The 18909-nt window shown below is 54.4% G+C and carries 21 protein-coding genes; 14 read left to right on the plus strand and 7 right to left on the minus strand.

Annotated elements, in window-relative coordinates:
- The first annotated feature begins 60 nt into the window (after window positions 1–60).
- The 11 genes from bchL to AB8B75_RS20875 all read left to right on the plus strand — a co-directional run bounded on the left by bchL (window position 61) and on the right by AB8B75_RS20875 (window position 9113).
- The gene (gene bchL, locus AB8B75_RS20825; protein ID WP_405364939.1) at window positions 61–960 is read left to right on the plus strand and encodes a ferredoxin:protochlorophyllide reductase (ATP-dependent) iron-sulfur ATP-binding protein; all 900 of its coding nucleotides are present in this window, start codon (window positions 61–63) and stop codon (window positions 958–960) included.
- Window positions 960–1703, plus strand: a complete 744-nt coding sequence (gene bchM / locus AB8B75_RS20830; protein WP_405364941.1) for a magnesium protoporphyrin IX methyltransferase — start codon at window positions 960–962, stop codon at window positions 1701–1703. Before bchL ends, bchM begins: the two co-directional genes overlap by 1 nt.
- Window positions 1703–3142: an MFS transporter gene (locus tag AB8B75_RS20835; RefSeq protein ID WP_405364943.1), complete on the plus strand. Its 1440-nt coding sequence runs from the start codon at window positions 1703–1705 to the stop codon at window positions 3140–3142. Before bchM ends, AB8B75_RS20835 begins: the two co-directional genes overlap by 1 nt.
- A 22-nt stretch (window positions 3143–3164) precedes the next feature.
- On the plus strand, window positions 3165–3932 hold the full coding sequence (puhA, locus tag AB8B75_RS20840; RefSeq protein WP_405364945.1) for a photosynthetic reaction center subunit H: 768 nt from the start codon (window positions 3165–3167) through the stop codon (window positions 3930–3932).
- Between the two features lie 69 nt (window positions 3933–4001).
- Entirely contained in the window at window positions 4002–4661 is a 660-nt protein-coding gene (puhB, locus tag AB8B75_RS20845) for a photosynthetic complex putative assembly protein PuhB (protein WP_405364946.1), read from the plus strand.
- A gap of 12 nt (window positions 4662–4673) precedes the next feature.
- Window positions 4674–5135, plus strand: coding sequence for a photosynthetic complex assembly protein PuhC (gene puhC / locus AB8B75_RS20850; RefSeq protein ID WP_405364947.1), 462 nt, complete (start codon window positions 4674–4676; stop codon window positions 5133–5135).
- Between the two features lie 22 nt (window positions 5136–5157).
- A complete protein-coding gene (locus AB8B75_RS20855) occupies window positions 5158–5454 on the plus strand; it encodes a hypothetical protein (RefSeq protein ID WP_405364949.1) in 297 nt (98 codons plus the stop codon).
- Window positions 5451–6599, plus strand: coding sequence for a magnesium-protoporphyrin IX monomethyl ester (oxidative) cyclase (gene acsF, locus AB8B75_RS20860; RefSeq protein ID WP_405364951.1), 1149 nt, complete (start codon window positions 5451–5453; stop codon window positions 6597–6599). Before AB8B75_RS20855 ends, acsF begins: the two co-directional genes overlap by 4 nt.
- Window position 6600: 1 nt before the next feature.
- Entirely contained in the window at window positions 6601–7422 is an 822-nt protein-coding gene (gene puhE, locus AB8B75_RS20865) for a putative photosynthetic complex assembly protein PuhE (protein ID WP_405364953.1), read from the plus strand.
- Window positions 7412–8626 carry a 5-aminolevulinate synthase gene (gene hemA, locus AB8B75_RS20870; RefSeq protein WP_405364954.1) on the plus strand — a complete coding sequence of 405 codons (1215 nt, stop codon included), beginning with the start codon at window positions 7412–7414 and terminating at the stop codon, window positions 8624–8626. Before puhE ends, hemA begins: the two co-directional genes overlap by 11 nt.
- Before the next feature lie 73 nt (window positions 8627–8699).
- A complete protein-coding gene (locus AB8B75_RS20875) occupies window positions 8700–9113 on the plus strand; it encodes a c-type cytochrome (protein ID WP_405364956.1) in 414 nt (137 codons plus the stop codon).
- Window positions 9114–9602: 489 nt separating this feature from the next.
- On the opposite strand, the gene AB8B75_RS20880 is transcribed toward AB8B75_RS20875, so the two are convergent.
- The 6 genes from AB8B75_RS20880 to AB8B75_RS20905 all read right to left on the minus strand — a co-directional run bounded on the left by AB8B75_RS20880 (window position 9603) and on the right by AB8B75_RS20905 (window position 16638).
- Window positions 9603–10484, minus strand: a complete 882-nt coding sequence (locus tag AB8B75_RS20880) for an ABC transporter permease (RefSeq protein ID WP_405364958.1) — start codon at window positions 10482–10484, stop codon at window positions 9603–9605.
- On the minus strand, window positions 10484–11431 hold the full coding sequence (locus AB8B75_RS20885; protein WP_405364960.1) for an ABC transporter permease: 948 nt from the start codon (window positions 11429–11431) through the stop codon (window positions 10484–10486). Before AB8B75_RS20885 ends, AB8B75_RS20880 begins: the two co-directional genes overlap by 1 nt.
- Before the next feature lie 43 nt (window positions 11432–11474).
- Entirely contained in the window at window positions 11475–13247 is a 1773-nt protein-coding gene (locus AB8B75_RS20890; protein WP_405364962.1) for an ABC transporter substrate-binding protein, read from the minus strand.
- A gap of 37 nt (window positions 13248–13284) precedes the next feature.
- Complete coding sequence (locus AB8B75_RS20895) at window positions 13285–14268, minus strand: ABC transporter ATP-binding protein (protein WP_405364964.1); 984 nt, start codon at window positions 14266–14268, stop codon at window positions 13285–13287.
- Entirely contained in the window at window positions 14268–15239 is a 972-nt protein-coding gene (locus AB8B75_RS20900) for an ABC transporter ATP-binding protein (RefSeq protein WP_405364966.1), read from the minus strand. Before AB8B75_RS20900 ends, AB8B75_RS20895 begins: the two co-directional genes overlap by 1 nt.
- 982 nt (window positions 15240–16221) lie before the next feature.
- Window positions 16222–16638 (minus strand): alpha/beta fold hydrolase, encoded by a 417-nt coding sequence (locus AB8B75_RS20905; protein ID WP_405364967.1) that lies wholly within the window; start codon window positions 16636–16638, stop codon window positions 16222–16224.
- Window positions 16639–16766: 128 nt separating this feature from the next.
- On the opposite strand from AB8B75_RS20905, the gene AB8B75_RS20910 reads away from it, so the two are divergent.
- Window positions 16767–17216, plus strand: a complete 450-nt coding sequence (locus tag AB8B75_RS20910; protein ID WP_405364969.1) for an Lrp/AsnC family transcriptional regulator — start codon at window positions 16767–16769, stop codon at window positions 17214–17216.
- A 242-nt stretch (window positions 17217–17458) separates the two neighbouring features.
- Here the strand turns inward: AB8B75_RS20910 and AB8B75_RS20915 are convergent, their stop codons facing one another.
- Window positions 17459–17884: an ester cyclase gene (locus tag AB8B75_RS20915; RefSeq protein ID WP_405364971.1), complete on the minus strand. Its 426-nt coding sequence runs from the start codon at window positions 17882–17884 to the stop codon at window positions 17459–17461.
- Between the two features lie 197 nt (window positions 17885–18081).
- Between AB8B75_RS20915 and AB8B75_RS20920 the strand changes: the two genes are divergently transcribed.
- Both AB8B75_RS20920 and AB8B75_RS20925 read left to right on the plus strand, forming a co-directional pair.
- Entirely contained in the window at window positions 18082–18342 is a 261-nt protein-coding gene (locus tag AB8B75_RS20920; protein ID WP_405364973.1) for a hypothetical protein, read from the plus strand.
- 102 nt (window positions 18343–18444) lie between these two features.
- On the plus strand, window positions 18445–18876 hold the full coding sequence (locus tag AB8B75_RS20925; protein WP_405364975.1) for a transposase: 432 nt from the start codon (window positions 18445–18447) through the stop codon (window positions 18874–18876).
- Window positions 18877–18909 lie beyond the last annotated feature (33 nt).

Below are 18909 nucleotides of genomic sequence, written 5' to 3' on the forward strand. Positions count from 1 at the left end.
CTCTCCCTGCGACATAGGATCAAACACAGGGGTTGCGCGCCCCCTTGAAAGGACACCGACATGAGCCCATTGGACAGAACGCCCCCTTCCCTACGCGGACAGGATGGCGAAGGATCCGTGCAAGTGCATCAGGACGATGCGGCCAAAATTGAAGGGGCCAAGGTCTTTTCCGTCTACGGCAAAGGCGGCATTGGCAAATCGACCACTTCGTCGAATTTGTCTGCGGCGTTTTCCATGCTCGGAAAACGGGTGCTGCAAATAGGCTGTGACCCTAAGCACGACAGCACTTTCACACTGACCGGCACTCTGGTGCCAACAGTGATCGACATCCTCAAGGAGGTAGATTTCCACCCCGAAGAGCTACGCGCCGAGGATTTCGTTTTCGAGGGCTTCAACGGAGTGAAATGCGTTGAAGCCGGTGGTCCACCAGCGGGCACAGGCTGCGGCGGATATGTTGTTGGCCAAACCGTAAAACTTCTCAAACAGCACCATATGCTGGAAGACACAGATGTGGTGATCTTTGACGTACTTGGCGATGTGGTTTGCGGCGGGTTTGCCGCCCCATTGCAGCACGCGGACGGCGCGTTGATTGTGACGGCCAATGATTTTGACGGCATCTATGCGATGGATCGGATCGTTGCCGCCGTCCAGGCCAAATCGGTCAACTACAAGGTCCGTCTGGCCGGATGTGTCGCCAACCGTTCCAAGGACACCGACGAAGTGGATCGGTATTGCCGCACCGTGGGGTTCAACCGTATCGCGCATATGCCTGATCTGGACGCGATCCGCCGGTCCCGCTTGAAGAAAAAAACCCTTTTCGAAATGCCTGATGACGAAGAGGTCGTACAGGTCCGCAAAGAGTACATACGTCTTGCCGAAACGCTATGGAACGGGACAGAACCGCTGGCTCCTGCCCCGCTGCCGGACCGTGACATATTCGAATTGCTGGGATTTGACTGATGCGAGACTTCGCCCCTTTCAGCACATCTAGCGGAATAGCTGAGGCAGCGCCCGAAGCGCGGCCCCGTTATGATGCAACGCTGGGGCGGGTCGAGACTTATTTTGACAAGACAGCGACCCAGACCTGGGAACGACTTACCTCGGATGCGCCGGTTTCCAAAATACGCGAAACAGTGCGACGCGGTCGTGACCAGATGCGGGCGCTCATGTTGAGCCGTTTGCCCGATGATCTGAGTGGCCAGCGTGTCTTGGATGCGGGCTGTGGCGCGGGCCAGATGACGGCGGAATTGGCTGCGCGAGGTGCCGAGGTGCTGGCAATAGACATATCGCCCTCGCTTGTAGAGATCGCCGAATTGCGGCTGCCTGCAGCGTATCGAAGACAGGTCACTTTCACCTCTGGTGATATGCTGAGCTCCGAACTGGGCCGTTTTGATCACGTCGTTGCGATGGACAGCCTGATTTACTACGAGGCGGCGGACATTGGTAGCGCGTTGAAAAAGCTTGAAAACCGGACCAAGGCAACCATCGTTTTCACGGTTGCACCGCGCACCCGCTTGCTGATGGCAATGTGGTATGCTGGCAAACTCTTTCCCCGATCCGACCGCAGCCCCGTGATGATCCCCCATGCCCATAAACCACTGGCGCAAGCGGCGCGGTCACAAGGCCTGCGAGGCATGGTGCGCCCGGTAGATCGGGTGTCCTCCGGTTTCTACATCTCGCAAGCGATGGAGGTCCGCATCTGATGGCGAGCTTCGCTCCACTCCTGAAAAAACTGTCGCAGCAAGCGTTGCCGTTTTCGGATGTGGCGAGCGCCGATTTGCCGTTGGGTCAGTTGCTGCGACTGTCTTTGTTTCAGATTTCCGTTGGCATGGCGGCAGTCTTGCTGCTGGGTACGCTCAACCGGGTGATGATCGTCGAACTAAGTGTGGCGGCAGTGATTGTGGCTGTAATGATCGCACTGCCCGTACTGATCGCACCTTTTCGCACTCTTTTGGGCTTCCGTTCAGATACGTACCGTTCGGCCATTGGCTGGAAACGGGTGCCCTACATCTGGTTTGGATCACTCTGGCAGTTTGGTGGGCTTGCGATCATGCCCTCCGCCTTGTTGGTGCTGGGCGGCGATGTTTACATCAAGGTGCCTTTTGCTGGCCAGGTCCTCGCTGCTCTCGCTTTTCTGATGACGGGTCTGGGCATGCATATGACCCAAACGGCTGGTCTGGCCCTGGCCTCTGATCGGGCTACCGACGAAACGCGGCCACGGGTTGTTGCGCTACTCTATGTCATGTTCCTCGTCGGGATGGGCATCTCGTCGCTGATCATTGGATTTCTTCTGCGTGACTTTACCTCGATTAAACTCATTCAAGTGGTCCAGACCACAGCCGTCGTGACCATTGTGCTGAACCTCATCGCGCTATGGAAACAGGAAAGCCTGCAACCGATGAGCCGCACCGAACGCGCTGCGCCGCGCCCACGTTTTTCGGATGCTTGGCATGATTTCATGTCAGGTGGACAGGCGGGTAGATTGTTGGCCTGTATATTCGTTGGCACGATGGCCTTCAATATGCAGGACGTGCTTTTGGAACCATACGGCGGAGAAATACTGGGCTTATCCGTCTCGTCCACAACCCTTCTTACGGCCATGTGGTCGCTTGGAGCACTGGCTGGATTTGCACTCGCAGGCAAGCGACTTGCCGCAGGGTCCAACTCTTTCCGTCTTGCAGGCGCGGGCATTCTGGCTGGAATCTGGGCGTTTTCCATTGTGATATTCGCGGCCCCGTTTAATTCGCCAGAGCTGTTCTTTGCAGGTGCTGGTCTGATTGGGTTTGGTGGTGGCCTGTTTGCTGTATCGACACTGACCGCATGCATGACCCTGCCCGAAACCAATAGTGCCGGTCGCGGTCTGGCTCTGGGCGCTTGGGGGGCTGCTCAGGCAACGGCGGCCGGTCTTTCCATCGCCATTGGTGGCTCCTTGCGCGACTGGATGGGATCTGTCGCCATGTCGGGTGCCCTGGGTGAAGGCATGGTATCGCCAGCCGTCGGATATTCTTTTGTCTATCACGTCGAGATTGGCTTGCTCTTTGTCACGCTCATCATTCTTGGCCCGCTTGTCCGCAACGCGGGCCGTCCCCCCGCACCACAGGTTCGACCACGCGCCATAGGCCTGGCCGATTTCCCAACATGACCCCGTTTCAGGAGGAAAAAATATGACTGGAACATTCTTTGGCGAATTTGATCTGGCGAGCCTTGCGCTCTGGCTCTTCTACGCATTTTTTGCGATTCTGGTCATTTATATCCAACGCGAAAACATGCGCGAAGGTTACCCGATGGAAGACGACGAAGGCAACAAGTCGTCCAACCCAAGCATGTGGCCGCTGCCCAGCGACAAGACCTTCAAACTGCCTCACGGGCGCGGCGATGTGGTCGTGCCAAGCGGTCAGACACCGGAACGCGCAGATATCCCGATGAAACGCGTGGGGTCAGGCAATGGTTTCCCGCTGGAGCCTACAGGCGACCCATTGTTGGACGGGGTTGGACCTGCCTCTTGGGCACCGCGCAAGGATCACCCTGAATTGGACGGTCATGGACATCCCAAAATTGTCCCTATGGCGGGCACCGAAGGGTTTCATGTTGCCGCGGGCCGTGATCCGCGCGGTTTACCTGTTGTAGCAGGAGACGGCGAAATCGTCGGCAAGATCACGGATATGTGGCTCGACGAGCCGGAACAACTGGTGCGCTATCTGGAAATGGAACTGGACAGCAAGTGGGGTACGGGCACGCGCCTTATGCCAATGACTTTTGCGCGCATTAGGTCGGACCGCGTGGACGTACATGCGCTCTACGGCAAGCATTTCGCGACAATCCCGGCGATTGCGAGCCCGAGTCAGGTGACGCTGCTCGAAGAAGACAAGATCTCCGGGTACTATGGCGGCGGCAAGCTTTATGCCGGCACCCGCGCCGAACCGAGACTTTAACGAAACCGTGCGGGTCTGCTTTCAAGCGTCCCGCGCGATGTACCGCAACTGCCAAAGGAGATACTCGCCATGTCTCATACGCCTAAAAAACACCTAAGCGGGCACGATGACTTTGAAATCGAGCCCATTGAAGGACTGCCCGCCGAGCCGCCCAAGGGCGAGCAAATCCTGTGGCAAGGACGGCCAGATTGGTGGGCGTTGAGCAAGGAGGCTCTGAACCTGAAATGGGTTGCGGGCTATTTTGCACTGTTGACGATCTGGCGGTTCGTCTCAGTGGTAGATCTTCTGCCATTAGGACAGGCCATCGGGTCAGCAGTGCCCTTTGTCTTGCTGGGTCTGATCGTCTGTGGGCTACTGATGCTGGTGGCTTATTTGCAGGCACGTGCAGCCATGTATACCGTCACGGACGCTCGCGTCGTTCTGCGCATTGGGGCGGCACTCACCGTGACCCTGAATCTGCCCTACACACAGGTGGGCAATGCAATGCTGGATCTACGCAAAGGTGGGACCGGCACCATTGCGCTTGAAACTCTTGGCGAAACCCGCCTGAGCTATCTTGTATGCTGGCCACACGTCCGCCCCTGGTACTTCAAAGACGCGCAACCATCTTTGCGCTGTATTCCGGAGGCCGAAAAAGTCGCGGTTTTACTGGCGGATGCGGCGCAAGCAAGGGTGTCTATTCCGAAAGTGACGAGACCCCTCAACGCAACCGCAGTAGCGGCGGAATAGAGGCAGATGTCGATGCAAAATACACCTCGTATTCACGCTCAGCCAGAAGATCTTGTGCCACGTTTTCTTGTGCGTTTGATGTTTGGTTTTGTCGCCTGTGTTCTGGGGATTGTGATCTTCGCTACCGTGACCGATCGCCCCATCCAAAGCACCCCGCCCGTCGCAGAAATTCTACGTGAAAAGACGATCTTTCTACGCGGCGACATGTCAGGCGCTGCCCGGGTACTGGACGGAAATGGCACGTTGATCGCAGATTTGAACGCTGAACAGGGCGGGTTTGTTGCGGGCATTGAGCGCGTTATCACCCGCGAGCGCAACAAGATCAAAGCTGACACAAACGCACCTGTCGTCTTACAGTTACGAGAAGGCAATCGCCTGGCCCTTTTCGACCCCGCCACCGGATGGTCTGCCGAGCTTATGGGCTTTGGCGCATCTAACTCCCGCGTCTTCGCCAGACTGCTGGACCAACACTAACCCCTACGGAAGGAAGCCACCCATGGGACTACTGACAAAGGACTTTGAGCGTGCACCCTGCACGGTTGAAATCAGCCACAAGTTCGAGAGCTTGCATGCGCATGTACGTTTTAACAACGGTGCCGTGATCTATCCTGGTGATGAGGTGCAAGTCCACGGCGGCGAAATCATGGCGCCCTTCGGGGAGATCGTCTCAGAGGAACGTGAAGCGACAATCATCCGTGCGAGTAAGCTTGAGCAGCTCTGGACCCGCCTGACGGGCGATTTCGAGGTCATGGAGCTATGTGAGTTTTCTTTTTCTGAGGAGGTCACGCTATGAACGTGCAGACGCCCCGCGCTTCTCAAGTGGGTAAAGCGCCCGCAAAACACACATCCGAAATCACCGATGCCGAAGAGAGCCTGAAGGTACAAGAAGCGCAATCAGTTCTCGACAGCACATCCGCCACCGAAGTGGCGATGCAGAACACATTGCTGACCCCGCGTTTCTACACCACGGACTTCGATGAGATGGATGCCATTGATGTGTCCAATATCCGCGAAGAATGGGACATGTTGATTGCGCAGATGGTCGCGGACCCCAACAAGGGCCATTTCAAAAAGAATGAAGACTGGGACCATGTGGACTGGGATGGAATGGAACCTGGTCTGAAAAAGGAATTCATCGACTTCCTGATCAGTTCCTGCACTGCGGAATTCTCGGGCTGCGTGCCCTACAAGGAGATGAAGCGTCGGGGCAACAACAAGGACATCACGCAGCTTTTCCAATTGATGGCTCGCGATGAAGCCCGTCATGCTGGTTTCATCAACGACGCCCTGCGCGAGGCCGGGGTGGCGGTGAACCTTGGCTTTCTGACGCAAAAGAAGAAATACACCTACTTCCGACCAAAGTTCATCTATTACGCGACCTATCTCAGTGAGAAGATCGGGTATGCGCGATACATCACCATCTTCCGGCACCTGCAAGCGCACCCCGAACACCGGTTCCACCCGATTTTCAAGTGGTTTGAAGAGTGGTGCAATGATGAATTCAGCCACGGGGAGGCCTTTGCCTTGCTGATGAAGACCGATCCCAAACTGACCAGCGGCATCAACGTCTACTGGATCAAGTTCTTCCTCACGGCGGTTTATTCAACCATGTACGTGCGCGATCATCAGCGACCGCTGTTTCACAAAGCGCTTGGCGTGGACCCAGACTGGTATGCGCATGAGGTTTTCACCAAAACCTCCAAGCTTACTGAACAGATTTTCCCGATCACGCTCGACATCGAGCACCCTCGCTGGCAACGCAATCTGGAGAAAATGCAAAAAGCAAACGCCGATCTGGCCAAAGCCGCAGAAGACGGCCGCTTCTTTGCCAAAATCGGTGCGCAAATTCGTGCGGTCAGTACTTTTGTTTCGCTGATCACGATCCCGGCGAAAAAACATACCGTGCCGGAATCGACCCGTCTGGAGCCTGCTTACTGAGATGACCATCTGGACCGCATCACTCTTGGCTCTTTTTGTCTGGTGGTTTTCCACTGGGATCATATTGATGGCTGTGAAACATGCGGATCGCCTGGGTGCCGGCGCAGGCTTGCGCACCACCCTGTTGGGCTTGCCGATGCTTGTGTTGGGAATGGGCGGGTTTTGGATCAGCTTGCCCGATCTCTCCACAACAGGGGCTTGTATCGCCTTTCTGTCCGCTCTGAGCATCTGGGGCTGGATTGAACTTGCGTTTTTGACCGGAGTCATAACCGGGCCCAATACCTACCCGCTGCCCCCGCACACGCCGGAATGGGAAAGGTTCATTCGGGCTTGGGGCACGCTGGCCTACCATGAAATGCTGCTGGTCGCGACATTGATTGCGCTTTTCCTGATCGGCTGGGATGCGCCCAATATCTTTGGTATTTGGACCTTTGCGGTGCTCTTTTTCGCCCGTATCTCCGCCAAATTGAACCTCTTTTTCGGCGTTCCAAAAATTAACATAGAATTTTTGCCAAGGGCGTTGTCGCATCTGACTACCTATTTTCGGATCAAGCCAATGAACTGGCTTTTTCCGATCTCGGTCAGCGCATTGACCTTGGCCACGGGCTGTTGGCTGGAGCGCATCCACGCCGCAACGACCGAAGGCCAGATCATCGGCTTCACGTTACTGACAGCAATCACGGCGCTCGCACTTCTTGAGCACTGGGTGATGGTGCTGCCGATCCCGGACGAAAAACTATGGCGCTGGATGCTTCCGGCTTCCAAGAAATCCACAACAAAGACAACACCACTCGAACACCAAGGGGGACATCATGGACTTTGATGCACTGTTCCAGGCGCAGCTCAATGAGTTGAAGGACGACGGAAACTACAGAATTTTTGCGGAGCTTGAACGTAAGGCCGGCGCCTTTCCATCAGCCAAGTGCCATGATGACGACAGTCCCGACCAAGTCACCGTTTGGTGTTCCAACGACTACCTGGGCATGGGGCAGCATCCCGATGTGATTCAATCGATGAAAGATACGATTGACAATTGCGGTACCGGCGCAGGCGGAACCCGCAACATTTCTGGCACCAACCACAATCACAAATTGTTGGAAGCTGAACTGGCGGACTTGCATGGCAAGGAGAGCGCTTTGCTGTTTACCTCCGGCTACGTGTCAAATTGGGCAGCTTTGAGCACCTTGGGCGCGCGCATCCCCGATTGCGTCATTCTCAGTGATGAGCTGAACCATGCCTCAATGATCGAAGGTATCCGACATTCGCGCGCCAATAAGGTGCTATGGCGTCATAACGATCCAGAAGATTTGGACCGCAAGCTTTCGGCCTTGCCCGCCAATGCGCCAAAACTTGTTGCTTTCGAGAGCGTTTATTCGATGGACGGTGATATCTGCCCCATGAAGGAGATTGTTGAGGTTGCTGAAAAGCACAATGCGATGACCTATCTAGATGAGGTGCACGCCGTTGGTCTTTATGGACCGCGCGGAGGTGGTGTTTCCGAGCGAGAAGGCCTCGCGGATCGTATCACACTGATCGAAGGTACACTTGGTAAGGCCTACGGCGTCATGGGCGGCTATATCACCGGCTCTGAGGCGCTGTGCGACTTCATCCGCTCCTTTGCTTCCGGATTTATCTTCACGACCGCCCTACCCCCTGCTGTCGCTGCTGCCGCGCAAACCTCGGTGCGTCACCTGAAGACATCCAATCAGGAACGACTGTTGCAGCGGCAACGCGTGGCTTACTTGCGCAAGCGTTTGGATCAGGAGGGTATCCCACATATGGACAACCCCAGCCACATCATCCCTGTTCTCATCAAGGATCCGGTCAAATGCCGCATGATCGCGGATTACCTGATGCAGCAATACGGGATTTACGTGCAGCCAATTAACTATCCTACTGTCCCGAAGGGCACAGAACGGTTGCGGTTTACGCCATCACCCTTGCACAGCATCGATGACATAGAGCATTTGGTCCTGGCGCTCAAAGAGCTGTGGAAGCAATGTGCGATTTCGCACGCAGTCGCATAAAGTTGCGGCGATGTGACTGTTGACTCTGAAAACGATCTCCTACGTTGTATCTAAAGAAACCATGGAGATAGCGATGACACGTACCTTTGCAGCCCTTATAGCAATCAGCTTCGCAGCCCCTGCTTTCGCGGAAGGCGACGCGGCCGCCGGAGAGAAAGCATTCAGCAAATGTAAATCCTGCCACATGATTGTGGCTGACGACGGCACCGAAATCGTCAAAGGCGGCAAAACTGGCCCTAACCTGTATGGGGTCATCGGCCGCACTGCCGGCACCGCTGACTTCAAGTACGGCAAAGACCTTGTCGCCGCTGGTGAAGCAGGCCTGACCTGGGACGAAGCGAACTTGGCCGAGTATGTAGCAGATCCACGCGCATTCCTGCGCACGACCTTGGACGACTCAAAAGCCAAATCGCGCATGTCTTTCAAGCTGAAAAAAGGTGGAGAAGACGTTGCCGCCTATCTGGCATCGGTCGGCCCACAAAGCTGATTTCTGGCTTTTGTCCTATTAGAATGGCCGCTCTTGTAACAGGGAGCGGCTTTTTTTGTCACGTGACTTTACGTGCTGGATTCGCCAGTTGACGCGTCCAGTTGGTTGGAAAATGGAGCGCACTTGATCATCGAGACGCTCAATTCTCAACTGACACATCGCCAATGATAACGTCTTATGGCAAAGCCTCTTGCACGTTTTACATCCATTGTGAATCAATATTTTAACGTACTAGCTGGTCTAGTTAAGAGCGCAAATGGCAATTTTTGTTGCATCGGCACACTTTGATTTCGCGGCGGTATGGTGGGTTCGGCTCCCATAGTGTCTGCTACCAACAAGGTCTCAACAAAGACATTTCATTTGCGCCAAGTGATCACGGCTAGGAGTACCCATTTGTGACGCTGGCGATTTAACGACACCCAGATATTTTGGGACCTGTAAGTACAACCAGAAATCCATAACACTGGATCAATCAATTAACAGAGTAGATCAGCTGTCTATTTCTCGCACGTCGAGTGTATCTCTCAAGCCATCTCCGACAAAGTTGATTGCCAAAACAACTAGCATGATGGCAACCCCGGGATAGACCCCTAGCCACCATGCTTGCGAGATAAAGCTGCGTCCGTCCGCTAGGATTAGACCCCATGTTGGCGTATTCGGACCGACACCGAGACCCAAAAAGGACAGAGAAGCCTCGCCAAGGATGGCGTAAGATACACTTACAGTGGCCTGCACGATGATTGGTGCCAATGCGTTTGGCAAGATGTGCCGGAACATGATGCGCGCATCGGAAAAGCCTTGGACGCGCGCAACATCGATGAATTGCTCCTGCTTCAGGGTCAAAACCATGGATCGTGCGATACGGGCGAAGTCGTCCAGAAACGCCAGCGCAATTGCCACGATGACATTCAGTAACCCGGTCCCGAAAACCGCAACCAGATAAACGGCGATAATAAAATTGGGAAAGGCCCACTGCAGGTCGATGTAACGCATGATAATATTGTCGATCCAGCCACCGTAGTACCCCGCCAGCACTCCCAAAGCGACGCCAGCGACCAGTGCGAGACCAACTGTCGACACGCCAACCAGCAACGAAATCTGTGTACCCCAGATGATGCGCGACAGCAGATCGCGACCAAGATCATCTGTCCCCAGCCAATGCGTTGCTGAGGGGCTGTTCATCATGTCGAGAGTCATTTCGTTGGGATCGAAAGGCGCTATCAACGGCGCGAGCAGCGCAGTCAGCACAAAGAAAACAAGTATAAAAAGACCAAATTGCGCTTTTCTATCCCTTGCAAACGTGCTGCGGAGCCGTGATTTAGGTTTCGTCACTTCCGGTGTGTCTAGGTTAGCTGTGGATGTCTCAACCATCAGGAATACCGGATTCTGGGATCGATGACGGCGTAGAGAATATCGACAATGACGTTCGACAAGACAAAAAAGGCTGACACAACCAGGACGGCACCCTGGACGACAGGGTAGTCTCGGTTTTGAATGCCTTGGATCAGGACGCGACCCAGCCCCTTGATGGCGAAGACATTTTCAACGACCACAGCGCCAGAGATCAGGAGTGCAAAAGCGATCCCGATCACAGTTACGACGGGGATCAGAGCGTTTGGGAACGCATGGCGCAACATCTGTGCGCGCACCGTCAGTCCCTTTGAGGCCGCGGTCCGCATGTAGTCGGCCTTCATCACTTCGAGCATGGATGAACGGATCATTCGCGCAATGATCGCAGAAAAGCCCGTGCCTATCGCTATAGATGGCAGTATCAGATGGCTCAACCACGGCCAAACTCCTTCAGATAAGGGCGCATAGCCAATGGCAGGCAGCCACTGCAGATTGGCAGCAAATACAATGATCAAAAGGATTGCCAGCCAGAAATCAGGCATGGAAAGCCCCAGAAAGGCCAAGAGTGAAACTGTTGTATCTGTTGCTGAGTTTTTCCGCGTGGCCGATAGAATGCCCGCAGGAATGGCAATGGAGAGGGCAATGACGAATGACAGGAACGCCAGTGAAAGGGTACGTGGCAGCGCCTCGAGAAGGATAGTCGAGACAGGCTGATTGTTGCCATACAATGAGGCCCCAAGATCGCCTTGCAGCATTGCGGTGAACCATTTCCAGAACTGGACAACTAGAGGTTGATCAAGTCCGAGTTTGCGAATCATAGCTTCGCGTGCTTCGGGGCTACCGCTATCTGACAGCATGGCTGCAATCGGATCACCCGGCACCAACCGGATCATGAAGAAGACCAGTGTTGCAACAGCGAGCATGACGAGTGCCGACCCGATCAGGCGTCTAAGGATATATGATGCCATGTAGTGTCGGGCAGGCCGCAAAGCCTGCCCGCCTTTCCTGCAGCTAGGTCAGCGAGATGCGATCAAGCTCATGCAGCCCAGGGATGCGCGCTTCTGTGGGAACATTTACCGCCGTACTATGCACCAGTACGTCGACCGGGTGATAAAGGAATGCACATGCCACCTTGTCAGAAGTGATCGCATTTGCCTTTTGCACCAATTCACGTCGCGCTTCGGGATCAGCAGTCACCGACTGCTGATCCACCAGCGCATCTGCTTCTGCTTCGCTCCAGAAGCCAAAAGGCTTCAATTCCTTGTCACGATCTGGACCGTTGAATTTTGAGGCCGTCTGCATCCAATCGACCAACCCATCGTCTGGGTCGTAGTCGCCGCCAGAACCTCCGAGGCGCAGATCAATGTCCATCGCATTAAACTCTTCGATTCCGACGGAAAAGTCCTTGGGGTCAACGATGACATTGATCCCAAGCACCTGTTTGAGGATATTCGCCACGACCTGGCCATCCCGCTTTGTGTTTGGAGTGGTTTGCAATTTCAGATCAGGAAAACCGGCACCATTCGGATAACCTGCTTCGGCCATCAGTGCCTTGGCACCTTCAGGATCGAAGGCTTGCTCAGAGGTATCGGCAAGGCTGTCGTCGAAGAAAAAACCCATCGCCGGATTGATCGTACCGTGCGCAGGAATGCCGAAGCCGAAGCGGCCTTGCTGGACAAAAAGATCACGATCAAGCGCCTTGGCGATGGCCAGACGCACCTTGAAGCCGTCTTCCTGTTTCAATGTGTCGAGTGGCTTGTTGAAATCGCTCACTTTCATGGCTTCGTGCCACGGGTTTATCCAGACCGATTGGAAACCGGGGGCAGGTTTGACGTCGACCACAAGATCGGAGTTTTCGCGCATGCGTTCGATCAATTGTGAGGGGAAGGGATTACCACCGACATATTGGATGTCGCCGGATTCCAATGCCGCCGCCAGAGGTTCAACGCCGTCGACCGGTTGAATGGTGATCTTGTCCAGCTTGGGCCGCGCTGAATCATAGTATTCAGCAAACTTCTCAAGCACGACGGCTTGGCCCAGAGTATGCGACACGACTTTGTATGGGCCAGTTCCGATGGGCGTCAGACCATATTGCGCTGTCCCAAGGGCTTCCAGTCCGCCGCGCGACACAATGGTCATCGCCCGGCCGGATGCCCGCTCAAGAGCCTTCGTCATGAAGGACGCCTGCGGCTGCTTGAGGATGAATTTGACCTCAAAATCGTTCAGCTTCTGCAGATCCGCGACGTTTGCAATCACGCGGCTGTGGCGCGACTTTTCCGGGTCGCTTGACCGCTCGAACGTAAAGACAACATCGTCGGAATTGAATGCATCGCCGTTGTGGAACGTCACACCTTCACGCAGCTTGATAGTGTATTCGAGACCATCGTCGCTCACTTCCCAGCTTTCGGCTAAATCGCCCTGCGCGACCAGGTTGTTATCGATGTGCATCAGCCCGCTATAAATGTTTGAGGCTATTTGGAACTGAAGTACCTGGCCGATCTGCGCCGGGTCCAGCGTCGTAATCTCGCCCACACCAGCCCAAGCGCAATTCAGCTCGCCACCGCCATGGCCGTCTGCCATTGCCATGCTCGGACGCAGCCCGGGCAGTACCTGGGCCATGCTCAAGGCACCGCCTGCGGCAAGCAGGCGCAATGTCGAACGGCGGGAGATTTTGTTGCCCCGGAGGTCATTCTTGCTCAATCCAAACAGCGGATCGCGTGGATCGAAGTCATAGGCACTCTTAAGTTCTGCTTCCGCTTGTTTAATTAGATCTTTGTCACTCATTGGTCTCTCCTGTTGATGGTCTTTTTTTGATGGTCAATCAATTCACGGGATTTGAAATGGTCGCATGACACGCGGCGACATGGCCGGGGGTAAGCACTTGTGGGGTTGGGACGACCTTTCGGCAAACTTCCATTGCGATGGGGCACCGTGGGTGGAAGACGCAGCCCGTTGGCGGATCGAGCGGGCTAGGCACTTCGCCTTTGAGCGCTTTGTGGTCGCGCAGGCTTTCAGACAATGGGTCCGGGTTGGGGACTGCATCGATCAAGGCGCGCGTGTAAGGGTGCTGAGGATTTGCAAAGAGCTCTTCTGAGTCAGCAGTTTCCATCACCCGACCAAGGTACATGACGGCAACCCTGTCGCAGAGGTGTCGCACAATAGACAGATCATGCCCGATAAAGAGATAGGTCAAGTTCAAACGGGCTCGGAGGTCTTCGAGCAGGTTTATGATTTGCGCTTGGATCGAGACGTCGAGTGCCGAGACGGCCTCATCGCATACGATCAGATCAGGCTCTACCGCAAGGGCCCGCGCGATCCCAATGCGTTGGCGTTGTCCACCTGACATCTGGTGGGGATAGAGATCGAAGAAGCGCTCTGACAGTCCACAAAGACCCATCAATTCAATAACACGCGCCTGAACATCACCGCGGTATTTATGTACAGTCAGGACCTCAGCAATGATTGAGCCTGCCTTCATGCGCGGATTGAGCGAAGAGAATGGATCTTGAAACACTGCAGCGACCCGTTTCCGATAAGGTGACAGCGATTTTCCTTTGAGGTTGGTTATATTCTCTCCGTCGAACCAGATCGCGCCTTCAGTGGCATCTACCAGTCGCAGCACTGTCCGCGCCAAAGTTGTTTTGCCACAGCCGGACTCCCCGACAAGGCCAAAGGCCTCGCCCGGGTGCAACGAAAGCGTTACGTTTTCGACGGCTCTAACCTCGGCGACCTGTCGTTGCAAAACACCTTTTCGCACAGGAAAATGTACTGAAACCCCTTCAATCCTAAGAATAGGAGGAACCATCAGGACGCTTCGCGAGTTTCAGAGACGAGCGGGAAGTGGCATGCGGTTTTGCCATCAAACTGGGGCATCTCGCGACGGCATCTATCCTGTGCAAACTGACACCGTGGGTGGAACCTGCATCCTGCGATCTTTGTAAAAGGGTCTGCGGGATTTCCCATAATAGGCTGCAACGGCTCTTTGCGGCTTTGAGTCAGCTGGGGAACCGATCTCAACAGGCCATGTGTATAGGGGTGATGCGGCGTGTAGTAGATTTCTGCGGCGGTCCCAGTTTCGACGATTCGTCCGCCATACATGACATTTACGCGGTTCGCATAGCGCGCGACAATCCCAAGGTTATGTGTAATGAGGATCAGCGATGTTTTCTGCGCGCGGCAAATCTCGGCCATCATATCAAGGATTTGCGCTTGAATGGTGACATCCAGCGCAGTGGTCGGCTCATCGGCAATAATGAGCTTGGGCGTTGCCGCCAGTGCAATTGCGATCATCACGCGCTGTCGCATTCCACCTGAGAAGTGGTGCGGGTACTGACGCAGGCGCCGTTCGGCATCAGCGACGCCCACCTGGTCCAAAAGTGAAATGGCGCGCGCCCGGGCGTCTGATTTAGAAAGACCAAGGTTCTCTTCAATGCTTTCCGTGATCTGGCTGCCGATGGTGCGGACCGGGTTGAGAGAGGTCATGGGTTCCTGAAACACCATCGATACATCACGTCCACGCTTTTTGCGCATTTGCTCTGGAGTGAGGTCCAGCATGTCAGTCCCATCCATCCTGATGGACCCGGACACAATTTGGAGGTCTGGTGAAAGCAAACCCATAATGGCAAGAGCGGACAATGATTTTCCGGAGCCAGACTCACCAACAATCGCTAAGGTTTCACCTGCTGCGACACTGTATGACAGGTCGTGCACTAACTTCGTTTCTACGCCGTCCGCGCGGTGTAAAACCGTTAAGGTCTCAATTTCCAGCAGGTTCATGAAAGGCGTCCGCAAAACAAATTCCAGTGGTTAAATAGCCTGCCCCTTGGCGATTGACAGTTTTCGAAGCGCAAAATGCAAAAGGGAGGGCGGAGACAAGCCTGTTTTATGTGCGGAAACCCTTGTTCGAACAGTACCTGCATTTTTTTTGTGCATACAATCAGTCGCTATCCAAAAGCGAATTGGCATGTTAGAATGGAAGGGTGTTGGCATCGATGTCGCCTCTAACGACACCGAACACCCCGGCGGTAACTTGGAAAATGCTTAACCTGACGTACTCAGTTGTTGCGCGAGGTTTGTAAGCCCGAGAGATCGTTCTTGTAATAGTTAGCCGGTGCTGCGCCTTTGGCGTTCAAGTCCCTTGGGTAACCGCTACCGTAGCAGTTGCCAGCCAAGCTTTTGTCAATCCGTTCTTGCCTGCGTCGCAATAGCTATCACGCGGCTGTACGAAAACGTCGAGTTTTTCTGCGCCGTCCGGTTGGGCGTGATGCACATTGCGGTCAACCGATCCCTTCCGCTCCGACATGATGCAAACCGAATGTGCGGCGCGATCTTCCGCACAGAGTTTATCGGTTTGATGGCCCTTGGCAAAGGACGCGCCAGTTTGTTGGTATCGCACAGGGTATCTGTCGGATGGCGGGCGAACTTGAATGGGGTCATGCAGCTGTACCGTGTCTGGAAGGGAAGTCGGTCATTGCAACCCATAGGGCCGTCGAAATTGAATACATCTGGAAATGCCCGATGTGCGGGATCTCAATCACCTCGATTCCGAAACCAGGCAATTGCGCCAAATAGGACAGCTGGCGATTTTGTACGCCGAAAATGAAGGCACGCGGGTACGGCAGCCCCGCGAAATAGTCCATTAGCGGGGCAGTGTCAGACAAAGCCGCCATTTAGGTGAATGTCGGTTCGCATGCGGTGGGCCGCACCTTCTGCGGCAGTGACGCGGCGTTTAGCGCGGAACAGTACTCCATTAGGTCACTTACTCCGTTGATAGACCCCCCCAAACCTCGGGCGTGACAGCGGGATGCTGGATAATTTGACGGAACAGAAAACAGCCCTGCGGCGCGACATTGCATCCAATATTGGCGAAGCTAAATACCCTATCAGAATGCGCATGCGCCAGCATCAGGCCCGCAGAGTCGCCCATAGAGCGTCCGAACAGGAGAAAGCGCGCGATGGCAAGTGCCTCACATGCCGCAAGGGCCACTTGCTTCAGAAAGGGAATAGAAAGGAAAGTAGGATCTCTCACTTCCGACCCACCAAAACCCGTCGCATCCCTTATCACTAATGTAAGGTCTGCAAAATCTGGGCGCAGCGCGATGTCGGCGTAGTTCTCCTTTACGGATCCGAGCCCGCGCAGGCATACCCGCGGTGGCAGCGCCCCGTCCCTACGCAAGCACCGCCACCGAACGTATTTCAAAGCCAAGTGTAACAGGCTGCATCGTATGACCGCTTCAGATGTCAATTCGCAACGTAGATTAAGCAATCTTAGACGATCAGTCTTATAAAGCGCATCAATGCAGAATGATTGACGGAAATTTCCTAGAAACTCTGTCACATCTGCAAAAAGACGCCAGCCGCTCCAAAGCTGACATTGCGCGTAAAGTCGGGTTGACGCCCTCAACCATCTCCAAACGCGTGCGGCGGCGGCAGCCGGACAAGGTAATTGAGGGCTATGAAGTGCATTTTAATCCCAGTGTTCTTGGCCAATCTCTTTTAGCGTTCATCTTTGTCACTAACGCTAAGCCAAGTCAGGGACTCGACACTGCAGCGGGGTCGTCAAAAGTTATCGGATTGGAGGAATTGCACAAAGTCGCGGGCGAGGTGTGCTGTTTTATGAAAGTTGGTGCCGCCGGTATCGATCATTCCGGTTCACTCAGTGACCCATGTGAAAACCACAATCTTACTTCGGGCTGTACAGGTGCGACCCCACCTCGTAGGAAACACGTTTTGGTCGCTATGAGATCTCACTAACGTTAGGCTGGGCCTTCGGATTGAGCTCACTTGCCGCGAAGTGTCGATATGGCAAAAAGGGCTCATAGCAGACCTCGCGAGGCCGACATCGTGGTTCAGACGGCCCATAAACGAATTTGTAGCGAGTTTCGCAGTTCCAACATCCCCAAGAATGGATCGGTTTGTGGGCGAAGCAGCCTTTTGGTGAAGCCATGGAGTGGCAAGCAGAGAGGTGATTGTTCCTATCATCCTTGCGAATCGACTTATTCAACCAGACCCAACTGCCGGACGATAGTGGCACTGTCGTAGTAATCACGCCCCTCTACCACCATCCCATCTCGGACGCGCATCACGGAACAGTAGCGAACCTCCGCCCGCTTGCCAGTGGGTGCGAAATCGCCAAGGCTAGACCGAAGTGTGCCCGTGTGTGTGCCTGTGTTGCGAAACTCCACCGTAGCCCACTCACCGCACAGGCTAATCATGACGTTCTCAATCTTGCATAGACCATCAGGGAATGCTTCGCGCCAGCGATAGTAATCCGCTTTATACGCTTCTTTACCACGCAGCTTTTCACCACGAGCGACATCTTCAAAGTCACAATCATCCGAAATCACTTCCGCAGCTCGGTCGGGGTCGCGCAAATCCCATGATTCATGAAACTGACGGACGGTCTTTTCAGTGATGTGCATGAAGTTAAGTCCTTCAGTTTCCGATCAAAGATATCGTTCAAACAGACCTGTAGCATGAACATGCCGAAGCGTCTCTAGGCGAAATTCAACCTTCATGAAGCGATCGTTTTTTGATGTTCACTGATAGGAAGTACCGGCTGCTTCTCTCAACAGTTCAGGCTTGGCCTATTTCACCTGCCGAGAATGGAAAAGTAGCAATGAACAGTAAATCAATGCAGATTGTGGACCTGACGTTCATTGGCGAGGACATCGGCAAGGATGTTTTCCATCTGGTCGGTTTTGATGCCGATGGGGAACGTGTCTTGCGGAAGAAAGTCAAACGGCATCAACTGGAGCAGGTGTTCGAACATTTTCCACGTTGCATCGTCGGCATGGAGGCTTGCCTGAGTGCGTTTTGTCTGACTCTCTTTGCGAAAGATGGGTTTTCAGCCTCCGATCATTCCAGCGATTTACGTTAGACCTTTTAATAATGGGCATAAGAATGATTACAACGATGCCGAGGCGATTGTTAAAGCTGGGTTGCGGCGCAATCCTAAATCCGTCTCCGAGAAGTCCTAAGATTGGCTAAACCTGCAGGCATTGCATTGTGTTCCATTCCGGCGCGTCTGCGTCGAACTGCAACGATCAACCAGATCCGTGCCGTTCTGCTTGAGCAAAGTACCACTGCCAGGCGGAGTGTTGCCGCGCTTCGAAACTCACTTCCCGCCATTCTGGAAAGCGGCAACGATGAATTACCTACCCGCAAGCTGTTCATTGCCCTCCAACAAGACTGGATCTGGCTTGTTGAACGGATCAAGATGACCACATCGGGGATCAAAACTGCTAGCGAAACCGGGCCAAGCTGTAAGCGCCTGATAGCCATTCCAGGTATCGGTTCGCTGATTTCGACGGCGATGGTGGCAGCCGTCGGCAAAAGCGAAGCATATGATCGCCGCCGTAATTTTGCAGCGCAGCTTGGGCGCGTTCCAAGCCAACACTGCACCGGTGGATGAAGGGTGTTCGGGGGCATTACAGAGCGCGGCGGC

Source organism: Roseobacter sp., assembly GCF_045106495.1.
In the GTDB taxonomy this organism is placed as follows: Bacteria; Pseudomonadota; Alphaproteobacteria; order Rhodobacterales; family Rhodobacteraceae; genus Roseobacter.